The organism is Pseudomonas sp. MPR-R2A5, from assembly GCF_058793055.1.
This window is the reverse complement of record NZ_JBXAFK010000075.1, coordinates 1-16865: the sequence shown is the minus strand read 5'-3', so window position 1 is coordinate 16865 and position 16865 is coordinate 1. Positions and strand designations below refer to the sequence as shown.

Genomic DNA, 16865 nt, shown 5'->3' with positions numbered 1-16865 from the left:
TCCTCACGGCTACGGCCGGTGGCCTGCGCGCTCCGCTTGCTGTTTCATGCGCTGGACAGAATGACGCCTGTTCAGCACTCGATGAAATGATCCGCTTGGTCAATGTACATTTCGATGTTCTCGAAGAGCCAGGTCTGGTTAGAATTTTCCCCTCGGCCGCTCGTTCTGCGGACACGGGCTTTCCACTGCCCAAAGAAGATGTATTCATGTTGGCGTTTGAGCAGGGAGGCGAGGGCGGACTGCTTTAAAATCACCTGAGGCACGGGCTTGCGGACGACGCCGTTCTTGTCGGGCTCAACATAGGGAGAGGTGAGCTCTGCCACGTGATGTGGGAAGCGCTCGCTAGGTGGACGAATGTCTTGAACATACCCGGAAATAGCCAATGGAATTGTCAGGGTGCCCGTACCGTAGTAGCGAGTGAAGTCGCAAAGGTTGCTGTGATCGAAGTAGAATTTACTCCAAGGGATGGTGGTTTCCTTGGATTTCAGCGTAACGAGGTTTTTGAGCTCGTCATTGTCTTCACACAATGCCCTCAGCTCGAGTATCTGACCCAGGGTTTTTAGATAGTTGGAAAGGCGGCCTTTGTTTCCATAGCTTTTGTTCTGCGACTCAGGGGATCCCCAGCCTCGCCCCCGAGCATCCACTTCTTCGTCATCAAGCTCCCATAGCGCTTTGATCAGTATGTGAAGACGAAACTCAAATTTCGACGCTGAGATGGCCGAAAACAGATCTGAAGACGATCCTTTTGCGATGATGCTGAGCTGTCCCCCAAGATTGTATTTGCAGTTAGCATCGTGGTTGAACCGCTTCTTCAGCCTGAAGCAAGGAGCCACCTCAATCGTCTTGGTGGCGTATCGTCTGTCATGTCGCTTGACGAAAGATAGCCGCGCTTCACACCCGTTGGATGGGCAAGATAATTGTCCTACAGGGCTCCCTTCATATTGCAGTGCACTGACTTTTGCTCCAAGAGCGTTCCTAGCCTCAGGGATTTTGCTTCCCATTCATTCCTCCTTGGTCTATAGCTCAGGGCATGGACTGCATGTTGCAGCACTCGCCAATCGTAGCCTTAAACCTGATTCAGTATGTCGCCACCAGTTGCGTAGCTAGCTCACCAACGCGGATCCAGTAGCATGCGACGAGTGTCTCAAGGTTCGTCTAGTGAGGCTGTGGCACGGTGATGTATTGGTCGTCGCCCACCGAGTAATCCTGAAGCGTTGACGTTCCTACCCTTTCCTTGTACCTGTCCAAATAGGGGCTCTGCATTTTGGCGAGGAATCTCACCAAGTACGTGCCAGGCGATTTCAGGCGGAATATGTAGCTGATGTCGTAGGTTTCTCCCGCTCCGATATCAATGAAATTACCCACTTGCCTCAGGACGCCTTCAAAGCGGGTGCTGCCCATGGGTACCTCTCCGATGAACTGAGGCATGCTGTCCATGAAGACGATTCCGCTCACCGACAAAGCCCCGTTATCCAAAATTACCCGCTGTGCATCAGTACCCTGATTTGAAAGCTCCACTCTTACCTGCACAATCGAACCAGCATTACCCTGTGGTTCGCCCACCGTCGCGGTCACCTTCGATCTCACATGTGGCGCGAGGTTTGTTTTCTGTTCCAATTCCCGAAGCGTGTAGGCGGAAATCTGTTGTTCCTGTTTCACGTACAAGGCGTTGAAAGCAATCCAAACACCTCCAATCAGCACCGCCAAGATCGAAACACAGTTGAGTGCGATCTGGGAGATGAGTTGTTTTCTGGCAAGCCCCTCGTGCTTGTCGGAGGTCGGATTATTCGTAGGTGTATCAGTCATCAGCTAAAAGCTCTTCACGCCGACAGTGGTGGCTTTCGATCTGGTGCTATGTCAGATGGGTAGGGGCGGAGCGTGCTCAGCAGCCAAAGGGCTACAGGGCTCAGTGTTTTCGTCAAAATGTAGTGTTTCTGATCCGCGGGTTTTGAGTTGCGGCGAGGTTGAAGGGGAGGCAGGAAAATAGAGGCATGAGTTTGCGTTCGGGCTACGTCGGTAACCAGAGATGGTGGCAATACCTGGTTGGCGAGCAAACCAGATATTCTGCTCGATTTGCATTGGTGAGGAGCGGTGCATGACGTTAATTGTTGCGGGCTACACAGGTGTCACCTTCTGGAAGAAAAAAAATTATGACCGGATTTTTTTTGTGGGCGACACGCTTCTGTCTGCTGAGGGTCGAACCGATGCACGTGAGCGCCTCATCGAAATTTTCAAGAAGGTTCGACGCATTCCGGTAAAAATTTGGACGCCTCATTTTGATAGTGATGGGCATTTCAGTCGGTATCTCGAGTCCTTTTCCAGCTCATGCGTCATTGCTTACGCAGGCAGTACACTGACCTTTAGTCATATGTTGAATGGTATTCAAGAGCACCTTGGACAGCTCCGCTACACCTTCAATGACGGTCAATACAAGATCGTCAAACACTGCTCCAGTGAGGCCATTCAAAAAAATTATGCTGTAACGTGGGCCGATGACATCGTGTTCGAATCCCGGAACCTGCCTTCCTTGGCGGCAGATTTCCAAATGGAGGTAATCTCGCATGTCATACGGCGTGCCTTGAAGGACGTTTCTGCGCACCGGTTGTTGGATCAAAATTCTTTCAGATCTATTAGCTGTCAGCTGGCTGTGGCGCTCTATTGCTGGGATGCAGGGAAGCCAGTTCTCTACCATGTGGAGGTCGTACTAACGGATGAGTTTCCGAAGTACGCGACACTCAAATATCGGCGGCTTGGTGAGCAGGAGACAGTCGTCCTTGGAGCGTCGCTTCAGCGAGAAGTAGAGGAATTGATGCAGGAGGTTCGCCAGGCTCCGGACTCACCAGCAGAAAAAGCTGAAATTGGAGCCCAGCTGGATCGAGGAACTGATGAGCTGAGGGCTGCGAAAGCACTGGTACGAAAAGAGATTCTGGCAGACCAGGAGGGAGATCGTAATTACGTTGGAGGCATGATCGACTGTTGGGAATTTTCCGACAGGGGCCATACTGAGCAATGGTATGAGCTGCCAGAGGTCTCAAATTCGGCAGAAGGCTTGGTCATATCCCCGGATGAATGAGTACACCGGTCAGCCGATTCGCATGCTTATGTTCCGGAGTACCGAATCCAGATGACGTAGGCATTGAGTCTCAGAAGCCCATCAATGCGTCGCACGGGCTTCGTCTGTTCACGAGCGTAGAGCTGCAAAGCTCGATGAGCTAACGGCAACGTACCGTGGAATTCAGATGGATCAGCCACTTCAGACGCTTTTTCGCCTGTTTTTCTGCTCAAGAGGCTCAAGAATTTGGATTTTCAGGACGCTTCTGCCACACATACCGAAAATATATTTTCCTCGCCCCCTTGAAAGTAAAATTTCAAACCGGAGATCTTATATTTGAAAACAAACAAAAAGCGACAATCTGCAAAGGCCCCCGCTTTTTCTGGCTTGCCTTAAGCTGTGGGGCGATCGACCCGATTGCCCTGCTTATGCTCTTAGCGCCTCTGCTCATTTTGCTTTTGGTCTTTTTGCATTTGTTTTTTCGGATTTCTGCATGGTGAGAAGCATGACCGAAGGGCGGCGAAGCCTGTGTTGTGTATGCTGATCGCACCTTTGCGACGTTAGTCGCAGCTACTTTTTGATCCCAAAAAGCATCAATTTTTTTTGAAAAAAATGGCTATGTGCCATCTTTTTTTGCTGCCAGTCATACGTCAACGGGAATACGCGTTGGGGATGCCAGGTTGGATTGGTGGCTGCTGTGAATCCTGAGCGTTTCGGCCATCTATCCAGAGAATGACGCGCACGGTGCGAATGCTGAGGCAGTTGGCTTGGCGCATCCGCTACCCGGACATTGATAGCCAAATTCAGGTGCGAGCTCCAGGAATCGCTCCACCAACGTGCCACCACGCTAAAGGAATAAGGAGCCGAGCACATATGGGAATTTTCGACTGGCTGTTCAAGAAAAAGACAGTAATCCCACCGAAAGGAAGGGCGATTCAATCCAGCACTCAGACGATAGAAGTATCCAAGCCTTTTTTGAGTGTCAGCTCGATCGGTTACGCTGGTCTCTACAGTCTTTCCAAATCCAGGAAGTGGGCGATTTCTTGGAGAGATTCGGATCCTGTCGCTGGCAGAGGAGGGCATCGTGAAAGCGGTTACGGGGAATATGTCCTAGCTGATCTAGCCGGCGATGTTGTGTCTGCGCATGGACAGATGCAACGCCCAAACAATGGTGCAGTTGCTGACAATGGGTCGTTCTGTCTCGAAGATTGGCATTTGGGCAGCTCTTTGTCAGGCACCTTCGGCGTGTTTGATTCCGCCGGCAATCCAATCGTCACGAAAGAGCTGACTGCCAACATCTTCGGGAGTGGTATCTCGAAAAATGGAAAGCTCGCGTACTGCGCCACTGCTAATAGCAAGACCGAGCACGGCTATAAAGTCATCCTGTTTGACTTAGAGTCGGGTAAGGAACTGTTCTGCGTGACGCCCCGTACACAAGGCCTCGAAACCTACATCTTCGATGAGGAAAGAAAACACCTGATCGCGGACGTCAAGGGCGTGGGCAAATTCAGGTATGACAGCACCGGAAATTTCGTCGATGCCAATAATCTAGACAAGGCCAATCTCGACTCCTCCGACTACAGCCGTATCATCCGCGCAGCCGAAAAGATCCTCGGGGAACAGGACTTGTCGGATGAGCGTGCCACTGAGGCTCTTGAAGCTGTGATGCGGGCTAGGTCACTCGGTGCTGATTCCAACCCTGCATGGAAGCCCAATGCATTGAAGGTGGAAGGCTTTGCGCATGAGATACTCGGGCAAACTCATCAGGCGATCGAGTTTTATGAGGAGGCAATCGCTCTGAACCCAAAAATAGAGGTGAAGCGCCGCCTGGATGCCCTGAAGAAAAAGCAAGGCTGATCGAGATCAGCGGCCTGCAGGGTGCAGTAAGACTCAACGGTCGGGTTTCACTAGGCGCTCCGATGCCTGATATGTACGCAAATGCTAAATGCGGAACGACGCGGCGGGTTTGTTTGAGAGCCTGCTTTGCCAGTTTGCTCTCAATTGGTACTGAAATCCCGATTGAGATATGGATGATGAGTCAGATCCCGAGAAGATTTGGTACACCTAGCGGGACGTCGTCACACCAAGTTCGGGTGGGGACGGGAAGATTGCCTCGCCTTTGATAGCCGCTAGGCTTCTAAGGCGCGCACAGCCCTCCAGCATCCAAGATTTCTCCGGACTATGCTGAGCGAAACTCTTCCTCATCCAATTCTGGCCGATGGGCTGCTTCTCAGGTGCCCGAGGGCCACTGGCGTGATTACCGATGGAGATTCGATTTGAGTAGCCGCATCCCACCCTTCAGTTCACAGCATCTGGAAGCTGCATGTCGTGTTCTCGCAGATACCGAGCGTGGCTTAAGCGGCACCCAAATTGGACGTCTCCTCCAAGATGTTCGCGTTCCAGACTTCGACCCGAACAATACCAAGTGGAAACGCTTATTCAACGCGCTGGCACAAATTCAGAACCAGCATCAGGTCGGGAACCATCTCATCCTTTTTATCAACAGCGCTATGAATCCTGTGAGCTACGCCAGGGATCGTGAGGCCTTCATTTGGCGTAGGGATGAGCTCAATGTTGTTCTGGCTTTCTCGGGATTCTACGTACGCGATGATGGAAAAGTCGGTCGTGCTGACAAGGCAACCACTCTGGATGTAGCCCGTGCGCGCGTGGGGAGGCTCAAAGCTGCGCTTGAAACCCGAGCGGTGCATGAGGAAGTTTTGAAATATTGCCGGACAGAACTTTTGAGCGAAAATTACTTCCACGCCGTATTTGAGGCTTCAAAAGGGATTGCGGCACGCATCCGGAATCTGTCGGGCCTGAATGGTGATGGCGCCGATCTGGTGACAAAGGCTTTCCTTGGGCAATGCCCAGTGCTTGCTTTGGGCCCCCTGGCCACCGAGTCTGACAAGAGTGAACAGAAGGGATTCGCGAATCTACTGATCGGGCTGTTCGGCGCAGTCCGCAACCCTCTAGCGCACGCGACGAAGGCAGATTGGCCAATGTCCGAGCAAGATGCCCTCGATATCCTCACGATGGTATCGCTGATGCATCGTAAGCTTGATGTCACCCGCAAGACAAACCCTTAGGATCAGTGTGCGGGGCGGCGAAATTCTTAAATTTCCTTGTCCCCGCTGACCTCGATAGGGGAAACGCGATGCCGGCCTAATTCAATTGTGAGTAATAGGCTAACGATTGTATCCATCGGCCCTTCATGAGCGATGTACTGAACCGACAGAAGGGGTTCATACATTATCGTCAGCTCTAGCCGTAGCGCTGAGAAAGGTCGTTCGGATGACGTAGATTTCTAGCGACCTCGGGCAGGAGAATGGCGGATTGAGCGCAAACACGGATAGAGAGCTGGAGCGAAAAATCGTAGCGACTCAAAATGATCTACGAGCCTGGGCTGTCGCAAACGATCTTTGGCATGATAGCGGTTTCACTTCATATGCGAAGCGCGTGCAGGGGGAGCCTGGTGAAGGGGCGGTGATTTTCATCCTCTACAGCAGCGGGGATCTTGCCCGGCTTCTTGACGAAGATTTAGATCCAAAGCTGCGAGCGGGATTTGACGCCATCGCTGATTCGCATGGCTTTTGGTATGACAACAATGATGGTTGCTCATACTACTTTTACGCCACGACCGAAGACCTTCAGGAGGCCTACGACCAGCTCTTTCATTGGAAATGGGTCTGCAGCCTAATCATCGAAGATTTCGGCGACGTCTACGCTGAACTCTATGAGTATTTTTACGCTCACCCTGAGCGTCTTTACAACCTGCATCACCGCGAATTCGAGATATTGCTCTACCGCATTTTCCAGACCTTGGGATACGAATCAGAGCTGGGGCCTGGAGTGGGGGATGGTGGGGTTGATGTCAAATTACTTCAGCGAAGCCCGTTGGGCGATACCTTGGCTTATGTCCAAGCTAGGCGATACGCTCCCCATCGGCCGATAGGCCTTGAGGCAGTGCAAGCTCTGCGCGGAGCGGTCGCGAACGACGGCGCCGACCAAGGCATATTTGTCACCACCTCGCGGTATCTACCGGGGGCGCAAAACTTTGCAAATCGTTCCTCGGGAATATTGGTGCTGAAGACCTCTGCAGACGTCGCCCAGTGGTGTCAGCAGGCGCAGGCGGGAATTGTCCAAGATAAATCTATTTTGGTGTCTGACATTCATTTGCTATCTGTTTTGCGCCGAATCGAAGCTGGTAGCCACGCTCTGGTCGTTCACGCTCACACCGGCTACCGCACAATCGGCAATAGCTTTGCGCTCGTCCTTAAGGAAACGAAGCACGCGGCTCTCCTCATGGCCCTACCAAGACGGGTTGTCGGCCAGGACTTTCATGGACTCGAAGGGCATGAAGTCCCTGTGCTGGATAACCAAATACTGACTGTGAAAAATGCCGATACGGTCTTTCGGGCAAAACGCTCAGTGGATGATCAGGGGAGGGTGAGCTACTGGGACGGGCGAAACTTCTACTCGATCTGGAGTCGGCAACCAAGTCGCTTCAGCCACTTAGACTAATCCATCCTTCTGAGTAGGCAGACATTGTGTTGAGCGGCGGTGGTAGGAATCAGCTCGGCGTCTGTTTCGGTGATCCTTGCCTTGGTGCACGCAACGTACTGGTTTGATGTCGAGTCACGTGGTTTACAAACTCACCATGTGGGCTCCTACGCTCATTCCACCGACTTTGTGCGCAGTGGGGGCGGGGTCGGTGCTCACAAGTGGTCAGCACCAGTCGTTGTTTTGCCCTCGAAACTCCCACGAAAAATACGCAGCGTTCCTCGGCAAGCTTGCCCCAGAAGGTCTCCTTTTCGACTCCAAGGACGATCACCGAGTGAAACTCCAACCCCTTGCTCTTGTGCATGGTAAGCAGTCGCACTGAGGCGTCGCCAGAAAGTCCTGCTAGCGCCCGAAGTAAGTTTGGGTCATCCGCAAGATGGGCTTTGATTCGGTCGCGAACCTCGTGCACAACCTCCACCATACGCTTTCGCGACAGATAATCGGCGGAGAGGGCGGCTAAATCAGGTGAACTCAACCTATTGAGTAGCCCGAGCACAAGCTTCCACCACGATACATATGGCGTAGTAGTTTTGCGGTCGGCTCTCACCTGCCTGCTATGAGTTCGAAACGTATCCTCAAAGATCTGATGCGCGCTGTTACGACAATCTTCATCTTCGAACCGGGCAAGCTGCTCCATCAAGCGCGACCAGGCATCAGCCTCTCCTTTGCCATAGAGGCACGCGAGGTAGTCGACCACAAGGCGTGCCGCAGGCTCTTTGAGTAGATCTTGGAGATCGTGATCGTTTCGAAAGGGTATATCCCTTCTTGAAAGTTGCTCCATCAGGGCCTCGCCGTACTCCTCAACCTGGCGGGGCATCAGGACTGCGATCTCGTTAGGTGGGATGTCCTCCTCATCAATCCAATGCTGAATAATATCTGCAAGGGATTGAGCTTCTTCGGCCGAGTTTCGAAAATGACCAATGAGTATCTCACCACCTTCACCCTCGATCAGCGAGTCAGGCATCATGGCCGGTGGGTCAATCTCCCAAATGATCTCGTTCTGCACACGCAACAGGCGTGGCTGCGAACGGAAATTCAAGTACAGCCGCAGTGGACGGGCAGCGAAGTCGTCGGCGTAGGTTTTGAAGATGCCTTCTAGAGCTCCCGCCCACCCCATGATCGTCTGTTTGGTATCCCCGACAGCAGTTATAACGGTAGGGGTGCCGAGGAAGAGCAGCTTTATGAGCTCATACTGGTCTGCAGTACAGTCTTGGAACTCGTCGAGAAAAACATGTGAATAGGTTTTCCGAATCGCATTGCGGGCGACTTTGCTGTCTTTCAAGATTCGTAAAGCGAACGGCAGGAGGTGCTTGAAGGTGATTTGCTCCCCGGCGATGTACTCCGGGCCAATCACATAGTCTTGGCTCAGCGCTTCATTCACCAAGACCGGCCGAAATCGGTCAATGATCCGCTTCGCAAAGCCGTGGAAGGTGACGCTATCCAAGCGAGAAGCGTAATCCCAGCCACAGCGAAGCTGTATTCGCTTCTTTAGGTTTCGACTCGCATCTGCCTTGAACGAAACAGCAAGGATTCGTTTTGGGTAGCGACAGCTGTTCGTACGCAACAGGAAATCTGCACGCTGAGCGAGCACTTCGGTTTTTCCTGCACCGGGCCCGGCGGTCAGTGCCACTGACCTAGTGCATTCTCGAATGACCTTCCATGCGTTCTTCTCAAGGCGAATGCCAGGTGAAGGACTCCAGCGATCCGGCTCGATCATTCCGGGGACTCCGCGAGACGCTCAATCACTCTGTCAGCCAACCGATGTAGAGACGGTGGTAGGGCGTCCAGAAGCTGACGATCAGTAAGATTGCCAAGGGCATCCAAATGGGCGACCGGTTTGCTGCTCAGTTTGAACAGCTTGTGGTACGCCCCGAACCAGCTTTGTTCGAAATCGTTATACTGGTTTGGGTTGAAGTGATTTTCGCCAAGAACCGCAACATAGTTTCTCTGCGTGGCTGGAGCTTCCGTGGCTCTGTAGGCGTGAGGGAAGGAACACAGCATAGAAAAATCTAGATCTAAAGGCCAAGAGAAGAAGACGTCTCGCTTTTCAAGCTCGTCGAAAAGATTCAGGTCTCTTCCAAAGCGGTTTCCTTCGAAGACGTGATGGGTTCTCACGGGTGTTAAAGGATCATCCCAGGCGTGGCGTATCCAATCATGAGGTAGGTTATCGTCTGGTTCGTATTTATCTATCTGATCCCTGACATAATTCACGCGCCCCCATCCTCCTTGATGCCGCCCAACATCTAGGTCTAGAAGAGTGATGTAAGGCGTTCCGATTGCCGAAAGAAGTCGCCAGAAATGATTCACGTGACGTCCACCCAGCGGGGCAATGGCCACTGCAAATTCATCAACGGGGGCTCCCTTGGCTTGCAGAATCCTAGGAAGAACAATTTCCTCGCTGTCGCCTTCCCCCAGCACTACTAGGCGAGCGAAGTACAGTTCGGGAAAGGCCTGAACAGCTTCTCTGACAAACTTGTAGGCTTCACTCCGCTTGGATGGTAATTCAATCATCTTGACTTGCGTTCGTCGCCTCTGATTTAGACGAAGGTAGCGAATGTTTTCAGGCTCCACCCGACGCAACATGGATGGAGCCTGGGTAGCAATTAAAGCTTGGGCGTCTACGCCTACTGAGGATTTAAGCGAGTTGACGATACGCCCGAGATAATGAGGTGAAAGGCTGTTCTCAGGCTCCTCTACCGCGAGGATGGTGAAGGCAGGTGGCTTCAACTTGTGTGGGTCGAAGGAAGTATTCTCTCCCGACCTAACCTCACGGCCGATTGTAAGTGTCGAGAGAACAAGCGAGAGGTACAGCATGGACTTCTGACCGTCGCTCAAGCGCACAAAGTCCACCTGGTTCTCACCGTGGCCTGGACTGAAGGTGACCGACAGGTGCCTAAGTAGCGCTTCAATCTCCGAATTTTCGAACGTCAGGCGAGGTGAAGCGAAGAAGTCGCCCTTGTGCAGTTTCTGCCAAGCAGCATTGAGGCTAGAACTCAGCGCCTGTACAGAGTCATTCTCTGATAGGCATTCAGTGATCTGCTCGGTGAGCTCCTTCACTGTCTCCCGGTCATCATTCCAGTTCGCCGAGCGCAGGAGGCGACCGAGGAGGGCAGTGGCTCCATACGCTACGTGGTCGGATGGGTCGCGACGAGCTGGCAGGTAGTGGAGGTGGATTTTGTCACGGTGCCGTTTCGGTACTGTCGAGGTGGATGTAGGTTTGTCATTCTCATCAGTTTTCGTTACAAACAAGAACCTCTCTTCAATTTCGCCATCCTCATAGAGAGTTGCCTCTAGGCGAAATCGTACGCGTGGAACATCTTTGGCCTTACGCAGTGCCATCTGATTAAAGAAGTCTGGGACTGTGTCGTTCTCTTCATCATTCAATGTTTCTTCAAAGGTGAAGTCCGCCTGGAGCCATAGATTGCGCTGTTCCGGCGGTTCTTTTTCTTTAGCGGGTACATGGAAGTCGGAGCGACGAATACGGCGTAGATTTGGCTCAAACGCGAACATCCGGCAAAGTGCCTGCAGGGCCGCAGTCTTGCCGGAACCGTTTGGCCCCAGCAGGTATGTCACATCCTCGAATGAGATCTCCTCCATGGCAGGGCCAAAGGACTGAAAGTTACTCAATTGCAGGCTGCACAGCTTCATCATCAGCTTCCGTTCTAGTTTTTTTCAGTGCACCGCTCTCTGCACTTGATCGCGGTCTACGGATGTAAAAACGCAATGAGACTACCCTTGTTAGGTCGTGCCACCTAGTCACTGAAGCATACGCTAGGAGCTAACGGGCAACCATCGACGCGATACGGATTGCTCGCAGGGAAATGCGCTAACTGGTGTGTTGCCGCTGACCGAAAACTGACCCAGTAAAGGCTGTTCTGCCGACTGAAAACTGACCCAGGTGTTCAACTGCTTCTGCTCACTTTTCGAGCAGGAGAACACAGGGTGATCAGCATGGAAATGTTGGGAAAAATCCGGCGGATGTACTTCCGCGACAAGCTCTCGCTGCATCAGATAGCCAAGCGTACCGGACTGTCGAGAAACACCATTCGAAAATGGGTCAGAGCACCCGAAGCCACCCAGCCGGCGTACCAACGGTGCGCAACCTTCAACAAACTCAGTCCATTTCACGAGACGCTGGAACAGGCGCTCAAGACCGATTCGTTTCGGGCAAAGCACAACCGCAGAAGCGCCAAAGCACTTTTCGAACAGATCAAGGCCGAGGGGTACGACGGCGGCTACAGCCAGCTCACCGCCTTCATCCGTGCGTGGCGCGGCGAGCAAGGTAAGTCATTACGGGCCTTCGTACCGTTGACCTTTGCACTCGGCGAGGCCTTTCAATTCGACTGGAGCGAAGAAGGTCTGCTGATCGGCGGCCTGTTCCGACGCATCCAGGTCTCACATATGAAGCTGTGCGCCAGTCGCGCGTTTTGGTTAGTGGCGTATCCCAGCCAGGGCCACGAGATGTTGTTCGATGCCCATACCCGTTCGTTTGGCGCGTTAGGTGGGGTGCCGCGTCGCGGTATCTACGACAACATGAAGACCGCTGTCGACAAGGTCAACAAGGGTAAGGGCCGCACGGTCAATGCCCGGTTTGCCGTGATGTGCGCGCACTACCTGTTCGATCCGGACTTCTGCAACGTGGCCTCCGGCTGGGAAAAAGGTATCGTTGAAAAGAACGTCCAAGACAGCCGACGGCGCATCTGGCTCGATGCTCAAAACTGCATGTTCCACACCTTCGAGGAACTGAATGCCTGGCTCGGCCAACGCTGCCGTGCGCTCTGGGACGAACTGCTGCACCCGCAGTACAACGGGCTGACGGTGGCGGATGTCCTGGAGCTGGAACGGGTGGAAATGATGCCCATGCCGACTGCCTTTGATGGCTACGTCGAACGCACGGTACGAGTCTCCAGCACCTGTCTGATCAGCGTGGCGCGAAATCGCTATTCAGTACCGTGTGAGCGGGTCGGCCAGTGGGTCAGCAGCCGCCTGTATCCTTCCCGGGTAGTGGTCATTGCCGATGAAACGATGATTGCCAGTCACGAGCGCCTCTTTGATCGAGACCAGGTCAGTTTCGACTGGCAGCATTACATCCCGCTCATCGAACGTAAGCCCGGCGCACTGCGCAATGGTGCTCCGTTTGCCGATCTGCCAAAACCGTTACAACAGCTAAAACGCGGTCTGAGGCGTCACACCAACGGTGATCGAGTCATGACGCAGGTACTGGCGGCAGTTCCTATCGCCGGGCTCGATGCCGTGTTGGTGGCAGTGGAGTTGGTACTGGAATCAGGCAGCTTGAGCGCTGACCACATTCTGAATGTCCTGGCTCGACTGACATCGACAGCAGCCCCTCCGTCCGCCGAAACCAGCCTTCAACTCAAGATAGTGCCTGTCGCCAATACGGCACGCTACGACCGGCTCCGTACCACCGATGAGGAGACTCGCAATGCGTGATCTGATGGCGGAACTTAAAGAACTGCGCCTGCATGGCATGGCCAGCGCCTGGGAAGAACTGGCCTCGCAAGGAAAATCCTCAACGATCTCGTCGAAGTGGCTGCTTGAGCATCTTCTCCAACAAGAACATGCGGATCGAGCGGTGCGCTCAGTGAACCACCAGATGAACATGGCCAAACTCCCCATGCATCGTGATTTGGCCGGCTTCGACTTCAGCGCTTCCAGCGCAGATGCCCGCCTGATCAGGGATCTGTCCAACCTGGAGTTCACCGATACCGCGCAGAATGTCGTGTTCATCGGCGGGCCTGGAACAGGCAAAACACACCTCGCCACCGCCTTGGCTGTGTCCGGGATCACGACGCATCACAAACGCGTGCGCTTCTACTCCACGGTGGATCTGGTCAATCTGCTGGAACGCGAAAAGTACGACGGCAAGACGGGCCGCATCGCTCAAGGGCTGCTACGAACAGACCTGGTGATACTCGATGAACTGGGGTATTTGCCCTTCAGCCAGAGCGGTGGTGCCCTGTTATTTCACCTGCTATCCAAGCTGTACGAGCACACCAGCGTGGTGATCACCACCAACCTCAGCTTCTCGGAATGGTCGAGCGTGTTTGGTGACGCCAAGATGACAACGGCGTTGCTGGATCGGCTGACACACCACTGCCACATCGTCGAAACGGGCAACGAGTCCTACCGCCTGCAACACAGCAGCTTGGTCGCCCAGACCAAGATCAAATCACGTGAACGAAAGCGCAAAGACAATGATGGTACCGAGGACGATGAGCTGTTTTGATCTGCACCAAAAATACCCTGCCGCATGCCCACATGCGGTGGGGCTTTAATGCCTCTTCCACCGGGACACGACTGCTAAGCTTATCCACAATTGCTGATGCAAAAATCAGCAATCCGTCCTGGGTCAATTTTCAATCGGCAGGGTGGGTCAGTTTTCAATCAGCGCCGACATCAGTGGCCTTGATGTGCTTCAGCAGATGCTCCTCAGCATCGCCATAGCCTCTGGTCGAACGGATGTGAGTGCATGCCTCGGCAAGGGTTGTTGCCGAGGATAGACGCGCATATGCGGCGTTCAACACAGCTTCTACCTCAGGCCGAATCGGCCGAGTGGATGGCCACTGCGTAGGTGCTAGCCCGTCGGGATGGGCGGCGTCTAGGGCGGTCGACCAGGCGCACAAAAATTCTTCGGCCAGTTTCGGGTCGCCAGTAAGCTCCTCTGACAGATCCATGAGGTAGCTAAGCGTCGGTGGCTCGATGAATTCTGCACCAGGAACCAGGCTGCGCAGTTCAGCGATCAGTTGCTCCCTTGAAAATTCAGGATGCCAGTTGTAGTGCTGGATAAATTGCGCAACGCTTTTCCCCGTACCCAGATATCTTCCGTCGAGACGGTAGCGCTCGATCAGCTCTCGGACTGCCTGTGTATCCATTAACCCGGTGCGAAGAACCTCGACAACCAGTTTTTCAAACTCACCACAGCTGTGGATGTTTAAGGAGCTCAGCAGTGAGTCCCACTGACCGTGCCGGGCGTCTTCCTCACTGTCATCTGGATCGCCTTGCCGCGCCCGAATGGCTCGGAGGGTTGCCGAAACCGTACCGTTGTAATCAAGCAGGTACTCGAACGTAGGGCCATCGGGTAGCGATTTAAAATGAATAGTGCTTAGCAAGACGACTGAGGGAATAACTTTCTCGATGACTTCGTCCTGAAGATGGCCGTGCCCCTCGAGCAGTCGATTGGCAAGACGGATGATCTTGCAAAGAATGCGGATGTTAGTGACGCCGCAGGTGACCGTGGCCTTTTCGAGTGGTTCGGCCCACTCAGTTTTCACGATGTCTTTGGCGATGTCGAACGCTTCTGCCGCAGACGTGTCCAGCCGTAGCTCTTGGTCGATTACCTTTTCTCGGAACTGCTCCCAGATGTCTTTATCCTTCAGCTTGTCATCGTTGAGCACGAGCAGTACCCGACATTTGTACACTTGGACGCACTCGTCAATGAAGCCGAGGATTTCATCGATGTGCAACTTGTCGTGCTTGCGCTCAATGTCATCAATAACAAGGAGCTTACCTTTAAGAAGGGTAGGAAGAGCGACGAGGGCCAGGTCATCTAAAGCATTAAAGCCACGGTGCAATCCCTGGGCTGCTTTCTTGAATCCGTTGAGTACGCCGCTAACCTGAGCCGCTACACCGGCGTCGTTAAGGCTGGGCAGTAGGGCGTAAACTACTTTGCTCTTGAGATCGACTAATGAGCTCACCCCAAAAAGAGAAATAGAAGCTGCTTTCTTGATCGTATCGTCCTTCGCGGTATCACGAACCTGTTGCCACAGGTGGGTCTTACCCGTGCCCCATTTGCCTGTGAGGGCGATGACTCGATTATCCGGAGAAGCGAGGGTCAGCAGTAAATTTTGCTTGCAGCCTTCGATAGTCATCTAAGCTCCGAATAATAGAGGGGCATCCTAGGCCAGTCAGATGGTGGCGAACTGAGGAATTTCAAGTGTTCAATGCGTAATTTTTTCAATGTGGCGGAGCTTTAAGCGGGGATTTATGAGTGATCGGGAAGCGGTTGTAAATTCGCATAGTATGGGAATATTCAAGGCTTCTAACTGGAAGAAAGAAGGTGACGGCCTGTTGGTGGCCGCAAAAGCCCTGAGGCAGCAGTGGCTTTCAAATAGAGAAGAGCTAGTGAGCGTCATTACTGAATGGAGCCCTAGGTCTTCTGAGGTATTCACCAAGGACACCGCTCTGGCTCGGGCTTCAATGCTACTTCTCGGCTATTCAGTGGAAATGTTCTTGAAAGGTGGAGTCGTCAAACTTTATTCGTACTGCTCTGAAGAAATGGTTGAGCGCCTGATGCGTAAACTCGGGCACGACTATGAGGGGATGGCAAAAAGGCTGAAAATTAAACTTGAGCCTGATCAGTTTGAGCAGTTGAATGGTCTATCGCAAAGTGTCGTTAATGACGCGCGTTATCCAGCTACTCCTTCGTTGGATAAAAACTTTTTTGAGCAGACCAATAAAATCACCCAATACAACCATCGGCAGCCTAACTTCGAGCGCCTCGTTGGACTGGTCGAGCAGATACGCGACTTCGTTAAGAAGATTGACTCGGATAGCTTAAACCCTACCAGTTACCAGCACCACTGGACAGACTGGGGATACGTTGTTTCAAGATGGGGTGGTCATCTGCCTCCTACCATCGTATTTCGACATGAAGATCAACTGAGTAAGTCTGATTTGCGCCGGGCAATCGAAGCAGTAGTCACTCTATATGCAGAATTAGATTGCTATCAAATCTACCGTGACAGAGGTATGGGTAAGAGCCGTCGATGCGAGCCGTGGAGCTTGCATTAGTGAGTAGCTTGATAAAACCCGTCGACGCAGAAGTTGGCGCCACGCAGGCTTACCCTCAAGGCGCCTCCTCTGAGGCAGATACATGGTGGAGGAACGGTGCTGAGGGCAGCAGGAACTCATGACAGTCTTGTATCCGTCCAGTTGTCGGTGGGTTTTCAGTGACGGCTGGGTTGGTCTGGCAAGGTATTCAGGAGCGCTAGCCATAAATCACGTCGTTTTAAATCCAGAGAGAAAAAGCCAAGGCAGAATCAAGAGAAGAGGTGGTGAAAACCTAATTTTTTGTCACTGATGGTCTGAGCTGAGTGGAGTTGAAGGCGCTTTGTGCGTTCGTGTGTAAAGCAGAGTCGTAGGGCAGGTTCTATGTCCGCTAAGGAAACTCTGAAAAAAACTTTCTGATTTGGCAAAATACCGCGACCCCACCCACCGAGTTTCCCGATGAAGC

The 16865-nt window shown here is 52.9% G+C and carries 13 protein-coding genes; 8 read left to right on the top strand and 5 right to left on the bottom strand.

Translation table 11 applies throughout. The features are described from left to right. Positions 1–71: 71 nt before the first annotated feature. Positions 72–1001, bottom strand: coding sequence for a hypothetical protein (locus tag AC1Q6I_RS32820; protein WP_102625175.1), 930 nt, complete (start codon positions 999–1001; stop codon positions 72–74). 154 nt (positions 1002–1155) lie between these two features. Beyond that, a complete protein-coding gene (locus AC1Q6I_RS32815; protein ID WP_102625174.1) occupies positions 1156–1806 on the bottom strand; it encodes a hypothetical protein in 651 nt (216 codons plus the stop codon). Between the two features lie 289 nt (positions 1807–2095). Between AC1Q6I_RS32815 and AC1Q6I_RS32810 the strand changes: the two genes are divergently transcribed. The 5 genes from AC1Q6I_RS32810 (at position 2096) to AC1Q6I_RS32790 (ending at position 7573) form a co-directional block, all read left to right on the top strand. Then, entirely contained in the window at positions 2096–3073 is a 978-nt protein-coding gene (locus AC1Q6I_RS32810) for a hypothetical protein (RefSeq protein WP_102625173.1), read from the top strand. Positions 3074–3228: 155 nt separating this feature from the next. Further along, positions 3229–3552, top strand: coding sequence for a hypothetical protein (locus AC1Q6I_RS32805; protein ID WP_146015785.1), 324 nt, complete (start codon positions 3229–3231; stop codon positions 3550–3552). A gap of 373 nt (positions 3553–3925) precedes the next feature. Next, positions 3926–4909 carry a tetratricopeptide repeat protein gene (locus AC1Q6I_RS32800; RefSeq protein ID WP_256581309.1) on the top strand — a complete coding sequence of 328 codons (984 nt, stop codon included), beginning with the start codon at positions 3926–3928 and terminating at the stop codon, positions 4907–4909. Positions 4910–5328: 419 nt separating this feature from the next. After that, positions 5329–6138, top strand: a complete 810-nt coding sequence (locus AC1Q6I_RS32795; protein WP_102625172.1) for a TIGR02391 family protein — start codon at positions 5329–5331, stop codon at positions 6136–6138. 247 nt (positions 6139–6385) lie between these two features. Next, the gene (locus tag AC1Q6I_RS32790) at positions 6386–7573 is read left to right on the top strand and encodes a restriction endonuclease (RefSeq protein WP_158244442.1); all 1188 of its coding nucleotides are present in this window, start codon (positions 6386–6388) and stop codon (positions 7571–7573) included. A 49-nt stretch (positions 7574–7622) separates the two neighbouring features. Here AC1Q6I_RS32790 and AC1Q6I_RS32785 read toward each other — a convergent pair whose 3' ends face one another. Together AC1Q6I_RS32785 and AC1Q6I_RS32780 are read right to left on the bottom strand one after the other, a co-directional pair. Beyond that, a complete protein-coding gene (locus tag AC1Q6I_RS32785; protein ID WP_102625170.1) occupies positions 7623–9329 on the bottom strand; it encodes a UvrD-helicase domain-containing protein in 1707 nt (568 codons plus the stop codon). Further along, positions 9326–11260, bottom strand: a complete 1935-nt coding sequence (locus AC1Q6I_RS32780; RefSeq protein WP_102625190.1) for an ATP-dependent nuclease — start codon at positions 11258–11260, stop codon at positions 9326–9328. Before AC1Q6I_RS32780 ends, AC1Q6I_RS32785 begins: the two co-directional genes overlap by 4 nt. A gap of 303 nt (positions 11261–11563) precedes the next feature. Here AC1Q6I_RS32780 and istA point away from each other — a divergent pair, with 303 nt between their 5' ends. Further along, positions 11564–13063 carry an IS21 family transposase gene (istA, locus tag AC1Q6I_RS32775; protein ID WP_102625189.1) on the top strand — a complete coding sequence of 500 codons (1500 nt, stop codon included), beginning with the start codon at positions 11564–11566 and terminating at the stop codon, positions 13061–13063. After that, positions 13056–13859: an IS21-like element helper ATPase IstB gene (gene istB, locus AC1Q6I_RS32770; RefSeq protein ID WP_102625169.1), complete on the top strand. Its 804-nt coding sequence runs from the start codon at positions 13056–13058 to the stop codon at positions 13857–13859. Before istA ends, istB begins: the two co-directional genes overlap by 8 nt. Before the next feature lie 154 nt (positions 13860–14013). On the opposite strand, the gene AC1Q6I_RS32765 is transcribed toward istB, so the two are convergent. Continuing rightward, positions 14014–15501: a P-loop NTPase fold protein gene (locus AC1Q6I_RS32765; RefSeq protein ID WP_102625168.1), complete on the bottom strand. Its 1488-nt coding sequence runs from the start codon at positions 15499–15501 to the stop codon at positions 14014–14016. 115 nt (positions 15502–15616) lie between these two features. Between AC1Q6I_RS32765 and AC1Q6I_RS32760 the strand changes: the two genes are divergently transcribed. After that, positions 15617–16423, top strand: coding sequence for a hypothetical protein (locus AC1Q6I_RS32760; protein WP_146015784.1), 807 nt, complete (start codon positions 15617–15619; stop codon positions 16421–16423). Positions 16424–16865 lie beyond the last annotated feature (442 nt).

Excerpts from the sequence above, each read along its gene's own strand:
- AC1Q6I_RS32820 (WP_102625175.1), bottom strand. The coding sequence starts at position 1,001 with ATGGGAAGCAAAATCCCTGAGGCTAGGAACGCTCTTGGAGCAAAAGTC.
- AC1Q6I_RS32780 (WP_102625190.1), bottom strand. The coding sequence starts at position 11,260 with ATGAAGCTGTGCAGCCTGCAATTGAGTAACTTTCAGTCCTTTGGCCCT.
- AC1Q6I_RS32785 (WP_102625170.1), bottom strand. The coding sequence starts at position 9,329 with ATGATCGAGCCGGATCGCTGGAGTCCTTCACCTGGCATTCGCCTTGAG.
- istB (WP_102625169.1), top strand. The coding sequence starts at position 13,056 with ATGCGTGATCTGATGGCGGAACTTAAAGAACTGCGCCTGCATGGCATG.
- AC1Q6I_RS32800 (WP_256581309.1), top strand. The coding sequence starts at position 3,926 with ATGGGAATTTTCGACTGGCTGTTCAAGAAAAAGACAGTAATCCCACCG.
- AC1Q6I_RS32760 (WP_146015784.1), top strand. The coding sequence starts at position 15,617 with ATGAGTGATCGGGAAGCGGTTGTAAATTCGCATAGTATGGGAATATTC.
- istA (WP_102625189.1), top strand. The coding sequence starts at position 11,564 with ATGGAAATGTTGGGAAAAATCCGGCGGATGTACTTCCGCGACAAGCTC.
- AC1Q6I_RS32765 (WP_102625168.1), bottom strand. The coding sequence starts at position 15,501 with ATGACTATCGAAGGCTGCAAGCAAAATTTACTGCTGACCCTCGCTTCT.
- AC1Q6I_RS32815 (WP_102625174.1), bottom strand. The coding sequence starts at position 1,806 with ATGACTGATACACCTACGAATAATCCGACCTCCGACAAGCACGAGGGG.
- AC1Q6I_RS32810 (WP_102625173.1), top strand. The coding sequence starts at position 2,096 with ATGACGTTAATTGTTGCGGGCTACACAGGTGTCACCTTCTGGAAGAAA.